Origin of the sequence: Paenibacillus faecis, assembly GCF_008084145.1 — a bacterium.
Lineage (GTDB): Bacteria > Bacillota > Bacilli > Paenibacillales > Paenibacillaceae > Fontibacillus > Fontibacillus faecis.
Genome location: NZ_VSDO01000003.1, coordinates 795,756 through 812,454 on the forward strand (window position 1 = coordinate 795,756; position 16,699 = coordinate 812,454).

The 16,699-nt window shown below is 53.5% G+C and carries 14 protein-coding genes; 1 reads left to right on the top strand and 13 read right to left on the bottom strand.

Translation table 11 applies throughout. The features are described from left to right. Positions 1-301: 301 nt before the first annotated feature. Positions 302-1,588: an adenylosuccinate synthase gene (locus tag FRY98_RS16970; RefSeq protein WP_148454069.1), complete on the bottom strand. Its 1,287-nt coding sequence runs from the start codon at positions 1,586-1,588 to the stop codon at positions 302-304. 359 nt (positions 1,589-1,947) lie between these two features. Between FRY98_RS16970 and FRY98_RS16975 the strand changes: the two genes are divergently transcribed. After that, a complete protein-coding gene (locus tag FRY98_RS16975) occupies positions 1,948-3,282 on the top strand; it encodes an APC family permease (RefSeq protein WP_148454071.1) in 1,335 nt (444 codons plus the stop codon). Between the two features lie 10 nt (positions 3,283-3,292). On the opposite strand, the gene dnaB is transcribed toward FRY98_RS16975, so the two are convergent. The 12 genes from dnaB to FRY98_RS17035 form a co-directional block, all read right to left on the bottom strand. Continuing rightward, entirely contained in the window at positions 3,293-4,654 is a 1,362-nt protein-coding gene (gene dnaB / locus FRY98_RS16980) for a replicative DNA helicase (RefSeq protein WP_148454073.1), read from the bottom strand. 1 nt (position 4,655) lies between these two features. Further along, the gene (gene rplI, locus FRY98_RS16985; protein ID WP_148454075.1) at positions 4,656-5,099 is read right to left on the bottom strand and encodes a 50S ribosomal protein L9; all 444 of its coding nucleotides are present in this window, start codon (positions 5,097-5,099) and stop codon (positions 4,656-4,658) included. Next, positions 5,096-7,096 carry a DHH family phosphoesterase gene (locus FRY98_RS16990; RefSeq protein WP_148454077.1) on the bottom strand — a complete coding sequence of 667 codons (2,001 nt, stop codon included), beginning with the start codon at positions 7,094-7,096 and terminating at the stop codon, positions 5,096-5,098. The genes rplI and FRY98_RS16990 overlap by 4 nt, the downstream gene beginning before the upstream one ends. A gap of 11 nt (positions 7,097-7,107) precedes the next feature. Next, on the bottom strand, positions 7,108-8,028 hold the full coding sequence (locus FRY98_RS16995) for a DUF2232 domain-containing protein (RefSeq protein WP_148454079.1): 921 nt from the start codon (positions 8,026-8,028) through the stop codon (positions 7,108-7,110). Between the two features lie 6 nt (positions 8,029-8,034). After that, positions 8,035-8,337: a MazG-like family protein gene (locus tag FRY98_RS17000; RefSeq protein WP_211373313.1), complete on the bottom strand. Its 303-nt coding sequence runs from the start codon at positions 8,335-8,337 to the stop codon at positions 8,035-8,037. Positions 8,338-8,455: 118 nt separating this feature from the next. Then, positions 8,456-8,884, bottom strand: a complete 429-nt coding sequence (locus FRY98_RS17005) for a CBS domain-containing protein (RefSeq protein ID WP_148454083.1) — start codon at positions 8,882-8,884, stop codon at positions 8,456-8,458. A 162-nt stretch (positions 8,885-9,046) separates the two neighbouring features. Beyond that, positions 9,047-10,144: an LCP family protein gene (locus FRY98_RS17010; RefSeq protein WP_373317703.1), complete on the bottom strand. Its 1,098-nt coding sequence runs from the start codon at positions 10,142-10,144 to the stop codon at positions 9,047-9,049. Between the two features lie 253 nt (positions 10,145-10,397). Then, on the bottom strand, positions 10,398-11,363 hold the full coding sequence (locus FRY98_RS17015) for an ABC transporter ATP-binding protein (protein ID WP_148454087.1): 966 nt from the start codon (positions 11,361-11,363) through the stop codon (positions 10,398-10,400). Then, complete coding sequence (locus FRY98_RS17020) at positions 11,360-12,349, bottom strand: ABC transporter ATP-binding protein (RefSeq protein WP_148454089.1); 990 nt, start codon at positions 12,347-12,349, stop codon at positions 11,360-11,362. Before FRY98_RS17020 ends, FRY98_RS17015 begins: the two co-directional genes overlap by 4 nt. A gap of 30 nt (positions 12,350-12,379) precedes the next feature. After that, positions 12,380-13,303 (bottom strand): oligopeptide ABC transporter permease, encoded by a 924-nt coding sequence (gene opp4C / locus FRY98_RS17025; protein ID WP_148454092.1) that lies wholly within the window; start codon positions 13,301-13,303, stop codon positions 12,380-12,382. 11 nt (positions 13,304-13,314) lie between these two features. Next, the gene (locus FRY98_RS17030; RefSeq protein WP_148454094.1) at positions 13,315-14,277 is read right to left on the bottom strand and encodes an ABC transporter permease; all 963 of its coding nucleotides are present in this window, start codon (positions 14,275-14,277) and stop codon (positions 13,315-13,317) included. A 72-nt stretch (positions 14,278-14,349) separates the two neighbouring features. Then, positions 14,350-16,107: an ABC transporter substrate-binding protein gene (locus tag FRY98_RS17035; protein ID WP_148454096.1), complete on the bottom strand. Its 1,758-nt coding sequence runs from the start codon at positions 16,105-16,107 to the stop codon at positions 14,350-14,352. Positions 16,108-16,699: the final 592 nt, after the last annotated feature.

Below are 16,699 nucleotides of genomic sequence, written 5' to 3' on the forward strand. Positions count from 1 at the left end.
GTATAAAACGAATGTTTCTACCGCTTTAACTGGAAAAAAGGGAGCTAATTCAGGCGATTCCCCGTAAATTCGATCCATCCACATCATTTAGCTGGAGCTTTTCCCGTTATTTTCACCACCGCCCCTTTTTCGAGCCGATTAACGGGAACATTTCCCGCTATTTCTCCAGCGGTGCGGAGCGCTTCAGAACTCGTCGGAGAAGTTAAGCACCGACCGCCAAACATCATCACGCAAAAAAAGCCGCCCACCGGGCCAAGAGTCACCTCTTGTTCCCGTGAGCGGCTATGCTTTGTACGGATGCTTATTCGTAAATCGGCAGTACTTGATTCGTCTGGCTGCGGTTGCGGCCGACCGAGAAGATCGCGATCGGGATCCCCGTCAGCTCCGATACCCGTTTTACATAGTTGCGGGCCGTTTCCGGCAAGTCTTCCAACGTCTTCGCGCCGGAAATATCCTCGGACCAGCCCGGCAGTTCCTCATAAACGGCCTCGCATTCGGCCAGCATTTTCAGACTCGCCGGATAATGCGTGATGACTTCGCCCCGGTATTTGTAGCCGGTGCAGATTTTGACCGTTTTCAGGCCCGTCAGCACGTCCAGCGAGTTCAACGACAGCCCGGTGATCCCGCTCACCCGGCGGGCGTGACGCACCACGACGCTGTCGAACCAGCCGACGCGGCGCGGCCGGCCGGTTACCGTGCCATACTCGTGGCCGGTTTCCCGGATAAAGTCGCCGACTTCGTCATTCAGCTCGGTCGGGAACGGCCCGTCGCCGACCCGCGTCGTGTAGGACTTCGCCACCCCGATCACCTGGTCGATCTTGGACGGCCCGACGCCGGAACCAATGCAGACGCCGCCCGCCGACGGATTGGAGGACGTAACGAACGGATACGTCCCTTGGTCGATATCCAGCATGACGCCTTGGGCGCCCTCGAACAGCACCTTTTTCTTGGCGTCGATCGCATCGTTCAGCACGACCGAAGTATCCGTGACATAAGGGCGAAGCACCTCGGCATACTCCAGGTACTTCTTCAGAATCTCTTCCACATCCAACGGTTCGGAACCATAGACCTGCTGGATCACATGGTTCTTCTCCTTCATCAAATGGCGGAGTTTCAACTCAAATTCCTCCGCATCCATCAGATCCGCGATCCGGATGCCGGTCCGCGCCGCCTTATCCATATAAGCCGGCCCGATCCCTTTACGGGTCGTCCCGATTTTGTTCGGTCCCTTGCGGTCTTCTTCCAGCGCGTCAAGCACCATATGGTAAGGCATAATAACATGCGCCCGGTCGCTGATGACCAGATTCTGTGTCGTGAAACCATTCTCGTGAATATAGTTGATTTCCTCGATCAGTGCGGCCGGATTGACCACCATGCCGTTTCCGATCACGCATTTCTTATCCGAATAAAACACGCCCGACGGGATCAGGCTGAGTTTGTACTTCTTGCCGTCGATAAGAATGGTGTGACCGGCGTTGTTACCGCCTTGATAACGGGCCACCACATCTGCGCTCTCCGCCAGATAATCCGTGATTTTACCTTTACCTTCGTCTCCCCATTGGGTTCCTACAACGACTACCGTTGACATGTACATTCCCCCGCCCGGTGCCCTCGCACCTGTATTTGAACAATTTTCATATGAACCGGCTCACACAACAAGTTAATTTACTGCGTCAAAGCAGCACTATCAGTTTACCAGTCTCCTTTTTCAAAGTCAAATTAAAAAGCGAACGATTATAATATGAAAAGTTAATAACGTTCGGAATTATCGGTTGTTAGGAACACGTCAGAAATAAATCGGCCCGCTTTGAAAAATACTACCCTCGTCGGTGTTCACATTCTCACAGTCCTTTGCAAATACACCGATTATACTAGGACAAAAACAGATCCTTCGCATCAACAAGATCTTGAACCTGAATAGAGAATCGGAAGGGACGGAAATGAACCATGGAAACGAATAGCCGCCGCGGAACGCTAAAAAAGTCGGTCACTTTTATGGAAGCCCTGGCGCTTGTCATAGGGATGATCATCGGATCGGGGATCTTTTTGAAGCCCGGGATTGTCCTCGGCCACGCGGGAACCCCGGGGATGGGCATACTGGCTTGGGCAGCGGGCGGCGTCATCACCCTGGCGGCGGCTCTCTCCGTGGCCGAAATCGCCGCGGCCATCCCGAAATCGGGAGGGCTCTACACCTATCTGGGAGAGTTGTACGGCGGGGTCTTCGGCTTCCTGCTGGGTTGGGTACAGACGATCATCTCCTATCCGGCCTCGGTCGCGGCACTATGCATTGCTTTCGCCACGTATTCCGGGTACTTCCTGCCGATGAGCGACGGGCAGCAAACCTGGCTGGCCATTGGCATCCTGGCCTTTATCCTGCTCATGAACGTACTATCGACCAAAAACGGCGGAATCATCCAGACGATCGCTACCGCGGGCAAACTGATTCCGGTGATCGGCATTGTAGGTTTCGGCCTCGCGGCTGGCGCCGCCCCCGGCTTCGCCGGGATTCCGGCGTCAGCCGCCGCGGCGTCCGGATCCGGATTTGGCGCGGCCATCCTGGGCACCCTCTGGGCCTATGACGGCTGGATCGGCGTGACCAATATGGCCGGCGAAATCGGTAACCCAGCCAAAACGTTACCCCGGGTCATCTCCGCAGGCGTTTTATTCGTCATCGCCGTCTATGTCCTGTTCAACGTCGCGATCTATCGCTCCCTGCCCTATGAAGCCATCGTCAACTCCCCGACGCCGGGCGCCGACGCGGCGCAGGCCCTGTTCGGAAACGGCGGCGGCGCCTTTATCACCGCGGGCATCATCGTTTCCATTCTCGGGGCGCTCAACGGGTATTTAATGACCGCGGCACGGGTACCGCAGTCCATGGGAGCCAACGGGCAGCTGCCCTTCTCCCGGACACTCGCGCGTCTCCATCCCAAGTTCCAAACGCCGGCGAACGCGTTGCTCCTGCAGAGCGTATTGGCCGTCATTTACATCCTCTCCGGCACCTTCAACACGCTGACCGATCTGCTGGTGTTCGTCCTTTGGATTTTCTTTACGATGGGCGTGTTCGGCGTATTCCTTTTGCGCAAAAAGACGCCACCCCGGCCCGGAAGATACCGGGTTCCCCTCTACCCCCTGACGCCGTTGATCGGGATGGCGGGAGGCGTCTATATCCTGGCCAGCACCATCCTGAACGACCCGATCCGCTCTTTGACCGGCATCGGCATCACCCTGCTGGGACTGCCTGTCTACTATCTGATGCAGCGTAAAAGCAAAAAAACAGGCTGACGGTCTCCCGTCAGCCTGCAAATGCGTCCGCATGCGCCCGCTCGTAATTGGCGAACTTGTTGAAGTTCTTTAAGAAGACCAGTTCGACGGTGCCGACCGGACCATTCCGCTGTTTCGCGATAATGATCTCGATGATGTTCTTCTTCTCCGTCTCCTGGTTATAGTAATCGTCCCGGTACAGAAACGCGACGATATCGGCATCCTGCTCGATCGAACCGGATTCCCGAAGGTCCGACATCATCGGGCGTTTGTCCTGCCGCTGCTCGACGCCCCGGCTGAGCTGGGACAACGCGATGACCGGCACTTCCAGCTCCCGCGCGATCTGTTTCAGGGTCCGGGAGATTTCCGAAACCTCCTGCTGCCGGTTCTCGCCCGGCTTGCCGCGCCCGTGAATGAGCTGGAGGTAATCGATCAGGATCATCCCAAGCCCCTTCTCTTTCTTCAGCCGCCGGCATTTCGCCCGGATATCGGCCACCGTTACGCCCGGCGTGTCATCGATGTAAATCTCGGCTTCCGACAACGCCGCGATGCCCATGGTGAGCTTCGCCCAATCTTCATCGCTCTTGAAATCGCCCGTCCGCATGATGCCGGCGTCGAGGTTCGCCTCGGCGCAGATCATCCGCTGTACCAGCTGGGCGGCGGACATCTCCAGACTGAAAATCGCGACGGTTTCCTTGGCGCGGACCGCCACGTTCTGCGCGATATTGAGCGCAAAGGCGGTTTTCCCTACGGAAGGACGGGCCGCCACGATGATCAGATCGTTCCGCTGAAAACCGGCCGTCATCTTGTCCAAATCGACGAAGCCGGAAGGAATACCGGTCGTATTCCCGCGATTCTGGTGCAATTGCTCGACGCGTTCGAACACTTCCATGACCACGTCGCGGATCGCGATAAAGCCGCTGCCGGACCGCCGGTTTGAAATTTCAAGAATGCGCCGCTCGGCGTCGCTCAGCATGCCGGAGACATCCTCGCCCCCGGTATAGCCGTCGCTGACGATTTGCGTCGCCGTACGGATCAAGCGGCGGAGCATCGATTTCTCTTCGATGATCCGCGCGTAGTAGTCGACATTCGCCGCCGTCGGCACGGCATGAGCCAGCTTCGCCAGGTAGCTGACGCCGCCGATTTCCTCCAGCTCGCCCTTGTCCTGCAGCCGGGCCGTCAGGGTCACCAGATCGATCGGCTGCCCTTCCTCGCCGAGCTGCACCATCGCTTCAAAGATCAGCTGATGGGGCTTGTCGTAGAAATCCTCGGTGCGCACCCGCTCCATCGCCGTAATCAGCGCTTCGGACTGAAGCAGAATCGCACCGAGCACCGCCTGCTCCGCTTCCAGGTTTTGCGGGGGAACCCGGTCAAAAAATGGCTCGGCGCTCATGTTACTCCTCCGTAACCTGAACCTTGAACGTCGACTTCACTTCAGGATGAAGCTTCACCGGAACCTGCGTAACCCCCAGCGTACGGATCGGTTCATGCATTTCGATCTTCCGCTTGTCGATCTTGATGCCGGTCTTCTCCAGCGCCTCCGCTACCTGCTTGCTCGTGATGGCGCCGAACAGACGGCCGCCTTCACCGGCCTTCGCCTTCAGCGTCACGGTGACTTCCTCCAGCTTTTTGCCGAGCTCGATCGCCTCTTCTTTTTCCTTCTCCTTGCGTTTCACTTCCGCCGCGGTTTGCTGCTCCAGCGTCTTCACATTGCCCTCGGTCGCCGGACGAACCAGCCCGCGCGGGATCAGGAAGTTCTGTGCGTAACCTTCCGAGACGTTCTTGATTTCCCCTTTTTTCCCTTGACCCTTAACATCCTGCAAAAAAATAACCTTCATTCGAATAACCCCTCTTCCTTCTCTATTTCATCCAGGACGGCGAGCAGCCGTTTCTCCGCTTCCTCCTGGGTGCCTTCCAACTGTGTGGCGGCATTCGTCAAATGCCCGCCGCCGCCCAGCCGCTCCATGACCACCTGCACGTTCATCGTCCCGAGCGAACGGGCGCTGATGCCGATCAGGCCGTCGGGCCGTTCGCTAATCACGAACGAAGCTAGCACGTTCGTCATATTCAGCAGCGTATCCGCCACCTGAGCGATCAGCAACTGCGGAATTCTGCGGTTCGGCTCCGCCACCGCCAGCGCGATATGCCCGTGAATCATGCGGGCATGCTTGATAATATCGGCCTTGGCGATGTATTCCTGCAGATCTTCCTTCAACAGGCGCTGCACCATTGCGGTATCCGCGCCCATCCGGCGGAGAAACGCCGCCGCTTCAAACGTCCGCGACCCCGTGTGCAGCGCAAAATGCTTCGTATCGACCGTAATCCCCGCCAGAATGGTCGTCGCCTCCAACGGGCTGAGCTCCACCTTCTCATGGATATACTGCAGCAGCTCGGTCACGAGCTCCCCGGCCGAGGAGGCGTAGGGCTCCAGGTAGACGAGCACGGCGTCGTTGATAAACTCCTCGCCGCGGCGGTGGTGATCGACGACCACCACCCGCCGAGCGGCTTCCACGAGCCGCGGCTCCATCGTCATCGACGCTTTGTGCGTGTCGACGACCACCAGGAGCGTGTGCGGGGTCATCAAGCTTAGCGCCTGCTCCGGCGAGATGAACCGGCGCGCCAACGCCTCCTCTTTATCGATGCGCTCCATGAGCCGCTCGATGCCGGGGTTCGGGCCATCCAGCACGATGTGCGCCTCGACCTTGTACATATCGGCGGCCTTCATCACGCCGATGGAGGAGCCGATCACGTCAAGGTCGGGCATCTGATGGCCCATGATGATGACGCGGTCGCTCTCCTGCATCAAATCGCGCAGCGCATGCGCGATGACGCGGGCGCGGACGCGCGTCCGCTTCTCTACGGCGCCGGTCTTGCCGCCGTAGAAGGAGAGCCGCTGACCGGCCTTCACCGCGGCCTGGTCGCCCCCCCGCCCGAGCGCCATATCCAAGCTCGACTGGGCGAGTTCGCCCAGCTCGCTGAAGCGCTCGGTGCCGAAGGCCAGGCCGATGCTCAGCGTCATCGGCACCTTCAGGTCCGCGGTCATCTCGCGGACCTCGTCCAAAATCACGAACCGGCTCTGCTCCAGTTCGTTCAGCGATCTCTGATTCAGCATCATCAGATAACGCTCGGAGGAGAGCCGCCGCAGATAAATCCGGTGCTGCTTCGCCCACGCCGTGAGCGCCGACGCGACCCGGGCGATCAGCGCGGTGCGCTGCTGGTCGTCCATCCCCTGCGCGGCCTCGTCCAGATTGTCGAGCATCACGATGCCGAGCGCGGCCCGCTCGTTCTCATAGCGTTCGCGCAGCATCGCGAGCTCCGTCATGTCGTGGACATAAATCAACCGCTCGTCATGGTCGATCGTCAATTCGTAATACCGATTGTGGGCCATCACCTCAACCGTGTTCTTCCCCGCCTTGTGTTCCTTCTTGTCCTTCTCTTTCTCCTTGGCTGTCTGCGGCTGGGGCAGCGGCGGAAGCAGTTCCGTCAAAGGCACGCCTACCACGCTTTCCCGTCCGAACATTCCGCCGACAAAACGATTATGCCATTCGACAACCCGATCGTCGCTGTACAGGATAATCCCGAAAGGCAAGCGGCCGACCGCTTCCCCTTCCACCCGCTTGATCCGATACGTCAAATCCGTGACGTACTTGACGAGATCCTTGCGAAAGCGCCGTTCCGCTTGCAGCATCATGTAAGCGAGCACCCCTACCAGACACAAGCTGACCAGCCCGAGAACCCAGTTGTAGTAGGAGATGAATATGACAAGCAGCAGTTGGAGCATGAACATCCACACGGTCTGATAGCCGTGCCAACGCTTTTGCAGTAAACTAGGCATGCCTTCTCACCCTATCGTCTTGGTCTTGTAAGCATCTCACGCAGCGGGAAAGCGATGTCCAGAATCCCGACAATACGCAGCGGCGGAAAGAACACCATCGCCACCACCAGGAGCACCGGAATCGCCGGATTCCACTTTCGATGGTATGCCACAAAGAAGAAAAGACTCGCGGATTGGATCATGAACAAGAACTGCAAGAGCGGCGTTATATTCAGGAGAATCGTCCCCAAAAAGCCCTGGGCCACGCTTTCGCCGCCAAACATTTGCAGCAGCAATGCCGCGAAATAATACCAAATCAGCGAACGGGGCAACCGCCAGTCGCGAATCGGCGGCAATTTCGGCACGATATGCCCCATGCTCCCCAAGGTCGGGCGAACCACCGCGTGGGCGATCGTCGTAATGATCAGGGCGCATACGACCATCGTGAACGGAATCAACCGTACCGTTAAATTCGACAGCTGCGTGCTCAATTCCGGGGACCAGGCGACCCCCGCGGAGAGCGGGCTGTCCGCCATATTTTGCAGCGGGGCCATCGCCGTATTGATCATATCTTCAATGGACGTCGCCAGGTTGAAGTCAAAGAATACGGTGCTGATGAGCAGCACCAGCAGAAACATCCCCATAATCGTCCCGGCACCCGACAGGATCGTCCGGACCGCCGAGGCCCTTTTCTTATACAAATGTCCCATAACAATGGCGGGAACGATAAAATAAATCGCCTGCAACAGCATGAACGGTCCGAAGATCAAAGTACAGATGAGCCAAACCGGAACGACATGCAGCGCGAACGTTTTGAATGATAAGGTTGTATACAGCAGAACGCCCGGCACAATCAGAAAAAAGGCCGTGACGACGGTAAGCGGAGTAGCCAGTGACAGCAGGAGCAGCAGATACACGACGCTCCAGGCCACGGATGTCCAGCGCAGCTTCAAATAGGTTCACCTCTTACGCATATGTTCTTCCAATGCAGATATATCCTGATACCAGTCCTCGAGTTGGTGCCCCTCCTGTTTATGTTTTCTCAACTTCTCCAAGATGGCTTCATCCAGGTCCCGATAAGAAACTCCCAGTCTGCGTCCCAATATATAACCGCTGACAATCAGGCTGGCGAGACTGTCCGTTATCCGTGTCGTGCTGCCTTCCCACAATGCTTTGAATAAACGGGATACGTGATCGACTACCTCGGTTTTTAGCCATTCAATCACTTTAGCGCGCTTCGCTACATCCATCTCCCTTTGCATGGCCGACAGCTTCCACCCTCCCCGAAAAAGTTTTATTTATCATTATAGCATAAAGCAAGCCCGGCAAGGGACGCAAACGGACACAGCAAGTTTTAGCAGCAAGCCTCGTTTCCCTGGTTTAGGCCTTCGGTACTGATACGTTGCGCGTCACAAATTTCTCGCAATACTCGATAATTTGGCTCCGGCGGACGATTCCGATAAACCGGCCCATATCGTCCACCACCGGTACGAAGTTCTGTACTTTGGCCAAGTTGATCAAATCTTCCATATCGGCGTCGATCGATACCGGCCGGATATCCATCTTGAGGGGAACGTCCCGTAAATGAAATTTTGAAGCGGTCTCAAAATTGACCTTGCCGTCCGAATTTTTCATAAACCAAAGCAGATCGCCCTCCGTAACGGTGCCGACATACTCCCCATCCCGCCCCAGAATCGGCACGGCCGTATACCGGTGAAACTCCATACGTTCCAGCGTCTGCCGCAGGGTGGAGTCCAACGTAACGCTAACGACATCATTCTTCGGCAGTAAAAAAAACGCGATATTCATTGGGATCGTATCCTCCTCAAAATAATAACCTTTCCTTCGGGTCACCTTAATTTGTACGGATCAGGCCGGCGAATGTTCCAGGAAAGGTTGAGAAATCGGCAGCCGGGAACCGGACTGCCGAATATTCATAAGATGTATGATTGCTATTGCCAATGGATCAGATTATTCGTTCGTTTTCTTATTTCCGCTTTCCGAGTTTTTCCCGCCGGACGTTTTAGTGGAGTCAGCGGCCGCATCCTTGGCCTTCTCCCGCGCATCCGGCATAATCAGCTGTTCCGGCGCCGTTTCGGGATCGTTCCAGTTCTGGATCATTTCTTTGGCAAACTCGAGATCCTCTTCATTTACCGCATCATAGTATACGCCATTCTTCCGGAAGCCTTCCCCCATGATTGTAAACCCTTGGATGGAAGGAGCGTCGCCCAGCAAAATCTTCTTCGACAGATCAATAATATGGCTCGGCATCATGTCCGTTTTAAAATTGTCGCCCATCAGGTTCAGCAGATCCGGAACTTTGGAAACCTGATCCAGCTTCATTACGCGGTTCGCGATGGCATTCAAGAATACTTGATGTCTTCGGGTCCGGTTAAAATCGCTGTCCTCCCGGTAACGGACGAAATTGAGGGCTTCCTGCCCGTTGTACAACGGCTTGTTGGCTTTAATGGTGAATTTCTCGTGATCCTTTTGCTTGTTGACGATGTCCTTGGTAATCGGCAGTTCGACGCCGCCCAATTCGTCTACGACCTGACGTAGTCCCTCAAAGTTGATGGCCGCATAATAATCGATAGGATTGCCCAGGAAATGTTCCACGGTGTCTTTGGCCATTTTCGCGCCGCCGAACGCGTATGCGTGGTTGATTTTATCTTCTTTATCCCTGCCGACGATCTCCGTATAAGTATCGCGCGGAATCGAAACCAGCAGAACCCGTGATTCTTCCGGACGTACTACGGCATATATCATGGTGTCCGACCGGGCCGGCTCATTGCCCCGCTGATCCACACCGAGCAGCAGAGCGCTGAACGGTTCCATCTTCTGTTCCTTCACGACAGGCTTGGGTGTCTCGCCTTCCAACGGAGCGTAAGACCGCTCCAGCTTCTCCTCCACTTGGCCGGACAGGAAAAGGTCAAACGCCATGACCGCCAGCGGCTTCCGGAAAAGATACGCTCCCGCTCCCAAAACGACAACAACGGCTAAGGCAATAAGCCACTTTTGCTTTCTTCCCAGTCTCCTTTTTTCTTTTACCCTTTTATCGCTTCGTTTCATCATATGCCTCCAATAGAATCATTTATTTCCTATATAGTGCAAAATCTTATTTTCGAATTTACTCTACCGTTTCGTACTATACCATATAGACGTTTTTCGGCACAACAATGTTACTGTTTACATCTTTGTATCCATAGGTTTTACAGCCAAAAAGGCCCACCTCCTGAGTCGGAGGCGAGCCTTCATCTGCTTGATCGGCACGTATGAAAGGGGCGGTTGATCTGCCAAATTTAACGATAAAGCGGTTCTTATATTATATAGCAAAATGACACGCCACATAATGTTGGTTCCCCGCATCCCTGTACTCGGGAACCTGCTGTTTGCAAATATCCCGGGCAATGGGGCACCGCGTATGAAACTTGCAGCCGGAGGGCGGATTCGCCGGACTTGGAATATCGCCTTGAAGCACGATGCGCTCTCTCCTGGCGGTAGGATCGGGAACCGGTATGGCCGACATTAACGCCTTCGTATAGGGATGTAACGGATTTCGGAACAATTCCTCTTTATTGGCCAGCTCCACCATAGAACCGAGATACATCACGCCAACCCGGTTACATAAGTGTTCCACCACACTGAGATCGTGCGAGATAAAAAGATAAGTGATCTGCTTTTCTTTTCTTAAATCGCTCAACAAATTGATAATCTGGGCCTGTATGGAAACATCAAGCGCCGACACCGGTTCATCGGCGACAATAAAATCCGGATTCATAATCAACGCGCGGGCAATACCGATGCGCTGCCGTTGTCCGCCGGAAAACTCATGCGGATAGCGATCGTAATGGTAGCTGGACAGCCCGCAAATTTCCATCGTGTCCAACACTTTTCTTTTCACTTCCGCCCGATTGGTCAATCCGTGATCCACCAAGGCTTCGCCGATCGCCTCGCCTACTTTGATCCGCGGATTAAGCGAGCTGAACGGGTCTTGAAAGACGATCTGCAGTTTAGGCCGCAGCCGCCGCATCTCCTCTTTGGACAATTCGTACAGTTCCTTCCCCCGGTAGACTACTCGCCCGCTCGTCTTATCGTTGAGCCGCAGCAGCGTTCGGCCGATCGTGCTCTTGCCGCAGCCCGACTCCCCTACCAGACCGAACGACTCGCCCCGCTCGATATGAAACGAGACGTCGTCCACCGCCTTCACGTAGCCGACCGTGCGGTGAAACACCCCGCCGGTAATCGGAAAATACTTCTTTAACCGTTCCACTTCAATTAATGCGCTCATCGTGCCACCCCCACTTCCTCGTACAGCCAGCAGGCGGTTTTATGTAACTTCTCGCCATGCTCCCGAAACGGCGGCTGCTGCTGTCGGCATATGTCCATGCAAAATTCGCAGCGGTCATGGAAATGGCAATTGTCCTCAAGCTCTATCGGATTGGGCACCTGACCGGGAATGGAGTAGAGCCGTTCCTGAGATTGCCCGAGAACGGGCTTCGCTTGAAGAAGGCCTTTGGTGTACGGATGCTGTGGGTTTTGGAACAGTTCCAGTACCGGCGCCTCTTCAATGATTTTCCCGGCATACATCACGATGACGTAGTCGGCCATCTCCGCGACCACGCCAAGATCATGGGTAATCAACATAATGGCCGTTCCCAGCTTCCGTTTGATTTCCCGCATCAAATCAAGGATCTGCGCCTGAATCGTCACATCCAGTGCCGTTGTAGGTTCGTCGGCTATCAACAGCTTCGGATTGCAGCTTAAGGCGATGGCAATCATAATGCGCTGGCGCATTCCGCCGCTCAGCTCGTGCGGATAGGCCTCATAGATCTGCTCGGCCCGCGGAATCCCGACAAGCTCAATCAATTCGATCGCGCGCTGCCTGGCTTCCTTGCGGCTTAGCAGCAAATGCATCATCAACGGTTCCGTAATCTGATCGCCGATCGTCAGTACCGGGTTCAGTGAAGTCATCGGTTCCTGAAATATGATGGATATATCCTTCCCCCGGATCCGGGACATTTCCCGTTTGCTTAATTTAAGCAAGTCTTTACCCTCATAGAGGATTTCTCCACCGGCGATGACACCATGCGGGCCTTCCACCAATCGCATCAGCGACATAGCGGTCACGCTCTTGCCACAGCCCGATTCTCCTACAACTCCTACCGTTTCCCCCTCGCGGATAGAAAAGCTGATTTTATCGACGGCCTTAACAACGCCTGCCGAAGTGTGAAAATGGGTCTCCAGATTGCGGAATTGCACAAGATCTTTAGCCATAATCGCATCTCCTTCTATGGGTTCCGAACGTTATCTCTTCATTTTGGGATCCAGGGCGTCCCGCAGCCCGTCACCGATGAGATTGATCGCCACGGTCGTAATCAGAATACACATGCCCGGAGGAATCCAAAGCCAAGGGCGCTTCCGGAAGTCAATTAAGTTGTTGGCGTCCGCAATCAAATTGCCCCAGGATGGGGTCGGCGGCACAACCCCGAGCCCCAAAAAGCTCATCGACGATTCATACAATATCGCACTCGCCACGCTCAAAGTCGCCGTTACGATAATAATCGGCACCGTATTCGGGAGAAGATGGCGGAAAATTTTTCGGCGGTCCTTCAGTCCCAGCGCCTCGGTGGCCAACATAAATTCTTGTTCCCGCAGCGTCAAAATCTGACCTCTGACAAGCCGCGCTAATGTCGTCCAGCTTAACGCTCCAATGATGAACATTAGGAAATAGATGCGCGAGCCGGGAGATACTTTTAAATCCGACATCACCGCGCCCAAGATGATCAAAATCGGCAGAGTCGGCAGGGACAGGAAGATATCGGCGATTCTCATAATGATCGTGTCGACGCTCTTCCGGTAAAAGCCGGCCAGGGCGCCCAAAGTCCCGCCGATCACCACGGTGATGACGGTGGCGACAATCCCCACCAGAAGCGAAATTCGGCCAGCCAGCATCACGCGGAGCAGAATGTCCCGGCCCAGCTTATCGGTGCCGAACCAATGCTTGGGGGACGGAGGCAAATTTTTATCGACCAGGGAATAGTCATACAAGTTATACGGTGAAAAGAAGGGGCCGAGAAAACAAATCAGGAACATCAGCACTAAGATGATCAGCCCGCCCAAGGCCAGCTTGTTTCGGTTAAACCGGCGTACCGCCATTCGCCAAGGCGATTCCGATGTCATGGCCGGACCACCCGTATTCTTCTTCATTGTAGCGATTTCTGTGGCCATACCTTCTCCTCCTACTTCAAGCGAATTCGCGGATCAGCCATCCCGTATAGCACATCCGAGAGCAAGTTCCCCAGGAGCGTTAGCACGGATAAGAACATGGTGAATCCCAGCATAAAAGGATAATCCCGCATATGAATCGCATTTAAATAGATATGGCCGATGCCCGGCCAGACAAAAATTTGCTCCGTAATCATGGCACCGGCAAACAAACCGGGGAGCTCGAAGCCAAGCAGCGTGATTGCCGGAATCATGGCATTGCGCAGGGCATGCTTGAAAATAACCGTTCTTTCCTTCAGTCCCTTGGCGCGTGCCGTCCGGATATAATCCTGGCGAATCACCTCGAGCATACTGGTGCGAAAATAACGGGTCAGGCTTCCGGTGCTGAGCATCGTAAGCACCAGAATCGGAAGAAAACTGTGATGCAGCACATCCATAATGTGGTCCCATCCCATGGCCTTCGACCCGGCCGTGACCATTCCGCCGACGGGAAACCACCCGAGTATCAGCGCAAATATCCGTATCAATAAAAGTCCGATAAAAAATGACGGCAATGACATGCATATAAAGACGATCAACGTAATAACTTTGTCAAAGAAAGAATACTGAAATTTTGCAGAAAAGACCCCCGTAAACACGGCTATGGTCCAACTGAGAACGAGTGTGGCGAAGGCGATAATAAAGGAGTTCCATACATAATCCTGTACGACCTCCATCACCGGTTTTTTATGCTGGAAGGATTCCCCCATGTTGCCGAGCATCATATTCTTGACCCAGGTAAAATACCTTAGATATTCGGGTTGGTCCAAGCCATAGATGGCTCTCAACTCGTCCGCCCTCTCCTGCGTCATGTTCGGATTGTTCAGCGCCGTTATGTAATCGCCCGGAACCAAGGCGGAAATGGCGTAGATAATAATAGAAATACCGATCAACGTGGGGATCATTTGCAAGAGTCTTCGGACAATATACGTTTTCATACCTTTTCCCCCTGGTAAAAGAGTGCGAGCGTACCCGGAAATCATGATTTCCGGGTACATTCGCTTATTGGCTTACTGCATCTCTACTTGATACAAGCTGTATGCGAAGTATTTATAAGGGGAGAAGTCGAAACCCTCAACGCGTCCGTTCACCGCCAGCATATTCTTTCTTTGATATAGCAGAATGACTGGAACATCCTTGTTCATTTCTTGATACATTTCTTTATAGATTTTTTTGCGTTCTTCGATATCGAGCGTTTTCTTGCCTTTGGCCATCAACTCATCGACTTTGGCGTTGGAATAGCCGATGTCGTTCTGGGCCCCATTCGTAATGTACACCGTGTTGTCCGGATCCGGCGTCAATCCCCATGCGGCGAAGAACATATCGAAATCCCCGGTATTGGCCTTATCCATAATAGCGTTGAAATCCAAAGTTTCCGCCACCACTTCAATGCCCAGTTCCTTATAGTTTTGCGTCATAATCGGCAGCAAAGCGTCTACCACAGGATTATCCGCCGTGGCCGAGAAATTGATTTTGAATTTCTCGCCGTCTTTTTCGCGGATCCCGCTGCTTCCCACTTTCCAACCGGCCTCATCCAGCATCTGTTTGGCCTTTTCCAAATCGAAATCATAGGTTTCGATATTTTCCTTTGTATGCGCCCATGATACCGTCGACTCCGGAATGTTGATGACATCGGCATACGGACCGTAGATCCCGGCTACAATTTCCTTCCGGTTCAAACCGTACACCAGTGCCTGGCGAACCTTGACATCCTGGAACTTCTTCAATTTGTGGTTAAATGCGATATATCCATAACCGTTGTTCGGCAGTAGGTTGATATCAACAAAGCCCATTTCTTTCAAGGCCTCGACATTGTCCTCCGATACGCTGATCCCTTCATCCATATCGGTTTCGCCCTGCTGCAGCATCGGCAGGTTCGTCGTTTCCGTCGTCGTCTTGAAGATAACGTTTTTGACCTTGGGCGCTCCGCGGAAATAGTTCTCGTTGGCTTCAAAAACGACCTCCTGACCCGGGCTGTACTTGGTCAATTTATATTGTCCGCTTCCAAGCGGCTTGGAGTTCAGTGCTTTTACCCCGTCGAGATTGCCCTGCTTATAGCTCGGTCCGTAATAGTGTTCCGGCAAGATGAAAATGTTCCCAAGCTCTACCGGCGTCAGGGCGGAGAATTCCGTGATGGACACTTCCACTGTATGATCGTCGATAATTTTTACGCCCGAAATTTCTTTGGCTTTGCCTTCGTGATACTCCTTGGCACCGACGATGTTGTAGCTCATCGGATCCGATTGACCATCATAACTCGCGTCAAGCAGCGTTTTGAGGGTGAAATAGTAGTCTTTTACGGTCATCGGCTTGCCATCGGTAAACGTTACACCAGGCTTCAAATGATACGTATATTTCAGGCCGTCTTCCGATACGTCGACTTTCTCCGCCAGACTGTTCGTATACGTTCCGTCGGCGGCCACTTCAATAAAGGAGTCGAAAAGCACATAGCAGACGTAAGCGTCATAAGTGGTTTCTCTAAACAGCGGGTTGAACACCCCTTTGGGATCGGTCATCCCCACAATCAAGGTATCCTTACGATTGACTGCCGCCGGCGGATTTAATGACATATCGACCGCTTCGATCACACCCTCTGGAGCCGCCTCCGCGGGAGGAGTCGCATTCTCGCCTTTGCTCTCCGTTTTGTTCCCCTCCTCGTTGCCCGGCGTCGTCGTTGCGGTGTTGCCTCCTCCGCCGCCGCTGCAAGCTCCGAGCACGAGTGAAAATACCAGCAATAGAACCAATAACCCCCACGATTTCTTTCTCATACGTTTACTCCTCCTCATGAATAATTTCATCTATAGTTTGTGAAAATTATTACTGATAGAATTTTAGCTGGTAAACGATTTTCCGATACGGGTGTAATCAGCCATGGAGTGAGGACTCTATTACCGGTTTATCCATATGTACTATGAAGTGATCCTCATTATGATTCATTAAAGAAGCGAAGCGGTTTGATTTGATTTATATCAAGATATGACATAATTGGCGTGGTATAAACCTGCGGTTAATTAATATGCAAGCCGATGCATTAGAAGAAAGAGGAAAAACTGTATTTGAATTATTGATCATAATACATGTGAATATATCTAACGTCAAGCATTTTTTTAGCCAAATTTTACAGAGTCAAAGGATGGATTTAATATTTTAAGGCGCTATACAGCACATAAATGTAACTATTTATCACCTACTATGTTATAAATTTTCGACATATGATTGTATAATCTAACATGATTCTACTTAATTCGCCTCGGATCAACTTGGAATGATGTCGATTTTTAAGTTTTTTTGTTTCCAGTTTTCAATAAAGGAACGCAAAAAAACAGCCGATCCCCGAAGGAACCGGCTGTTCTTGGCGTC

What these genes read in the sequence shown, in the direction of transcription:
- FRY98_RS16990 (WP_148454077.1), bottom strand. Translation starts at nt 7,096, where the DNA reads ATGCCTAGTTTACTGCAAAAGCGTTGGCACGGCTATCAGACCGTGTGG.
- FRY98_RS17020 (WP_148454089.1), bottom strand. Translation starts at nt 12,349, where the DNA reads ATGGCTAAAGATCTTGTGCAATTCCGCAATCTGGAGACCCATTTTCAC.
- FRY98_RS16970 (WP_148454069.1), bottom strand. Translation starts at nt 1,588, where the DNA reads ATGTCAACGGTAGTCGTTGTAGGAACCCAATGGGGAGACGAAGGTAAA.
- FRY98_RS17015 (WP_148454087.1), bottom strand. Translation starts at nt 11,363, where the DNA reads ATGAGCGCATTAATTGAAGTGGAACGGTTAAAGAAGTATTTTCCGATT.
- rplI (WP_148454075.1), bottom strand. Translation starts at nt 5,099, where the DNA reads ATGAAGGTTATTTTTTTGCAGGATGTTAAGGGTCAAGGGAAAAAAGGG.
- FRY98_RS17030 (WP_148454094.1), bottom strand. Translation starts at nt 14,277, where the DNA reads ATGAAAACGTATATTGTCCGAAGACTCTTGCAAATGATCCCCACGTTG.
- FRY98_RS16975 (WP_148454071.1), top strand. Translation starts at nt 1,948, where the DNA reads ATGGAAACGAATAGCCGCCGCGGAACGCTAAAAAAGTCGGTCACTTTT.
- FRY98_RS17035 (WP_148454096.1), bottom strand. Translation starts at nt 16,107, where the DNA reads ATGAGAAAGAAATCGTGGGGGTTATTGGTTCTATTGCTGGTATTTTCA.
- opp4C (WP_148454092.1), bottom strand. Translation starts at nt 13,303, where the DNA reads ATGGCCACAGAAATCGCTACAATGAAGAAGAATACGGGTGGTCCGGCC.
- FRY98_RS17005 (WP_148454083.1), bottom strand. Translation starts at nt 8,884, where the DNA reads ATGAATATCGCGTTTTTTTTACTGCCGAAGAATGATGTCGTTAGCGTT.
- FRY98_RS17010 (WP_373317703.1), bottom strand. Translation starts at nt 10,144, where the DNA reads ATGAAACGAAGCGATAAAAGGGTAAAAGAAAAAAGGAGACTGGGAAGA.
- dnaB (WP_148454073.1), bottom strand. Translation starts at nt 4,654, where the DNA reads ATGAGCGCCGAGCCATTTTTTGACCGGGTTCCCCCGCAAAACCTGGAA.
- FRY98_RS17000 (WP_211373313.1), bottom strand. Translation starts at nt 8,337, where the DNA reads ATGCAAAGGGAGATGGATGTAGCGAAGCGCGCTAAAGTGATTGAATGG.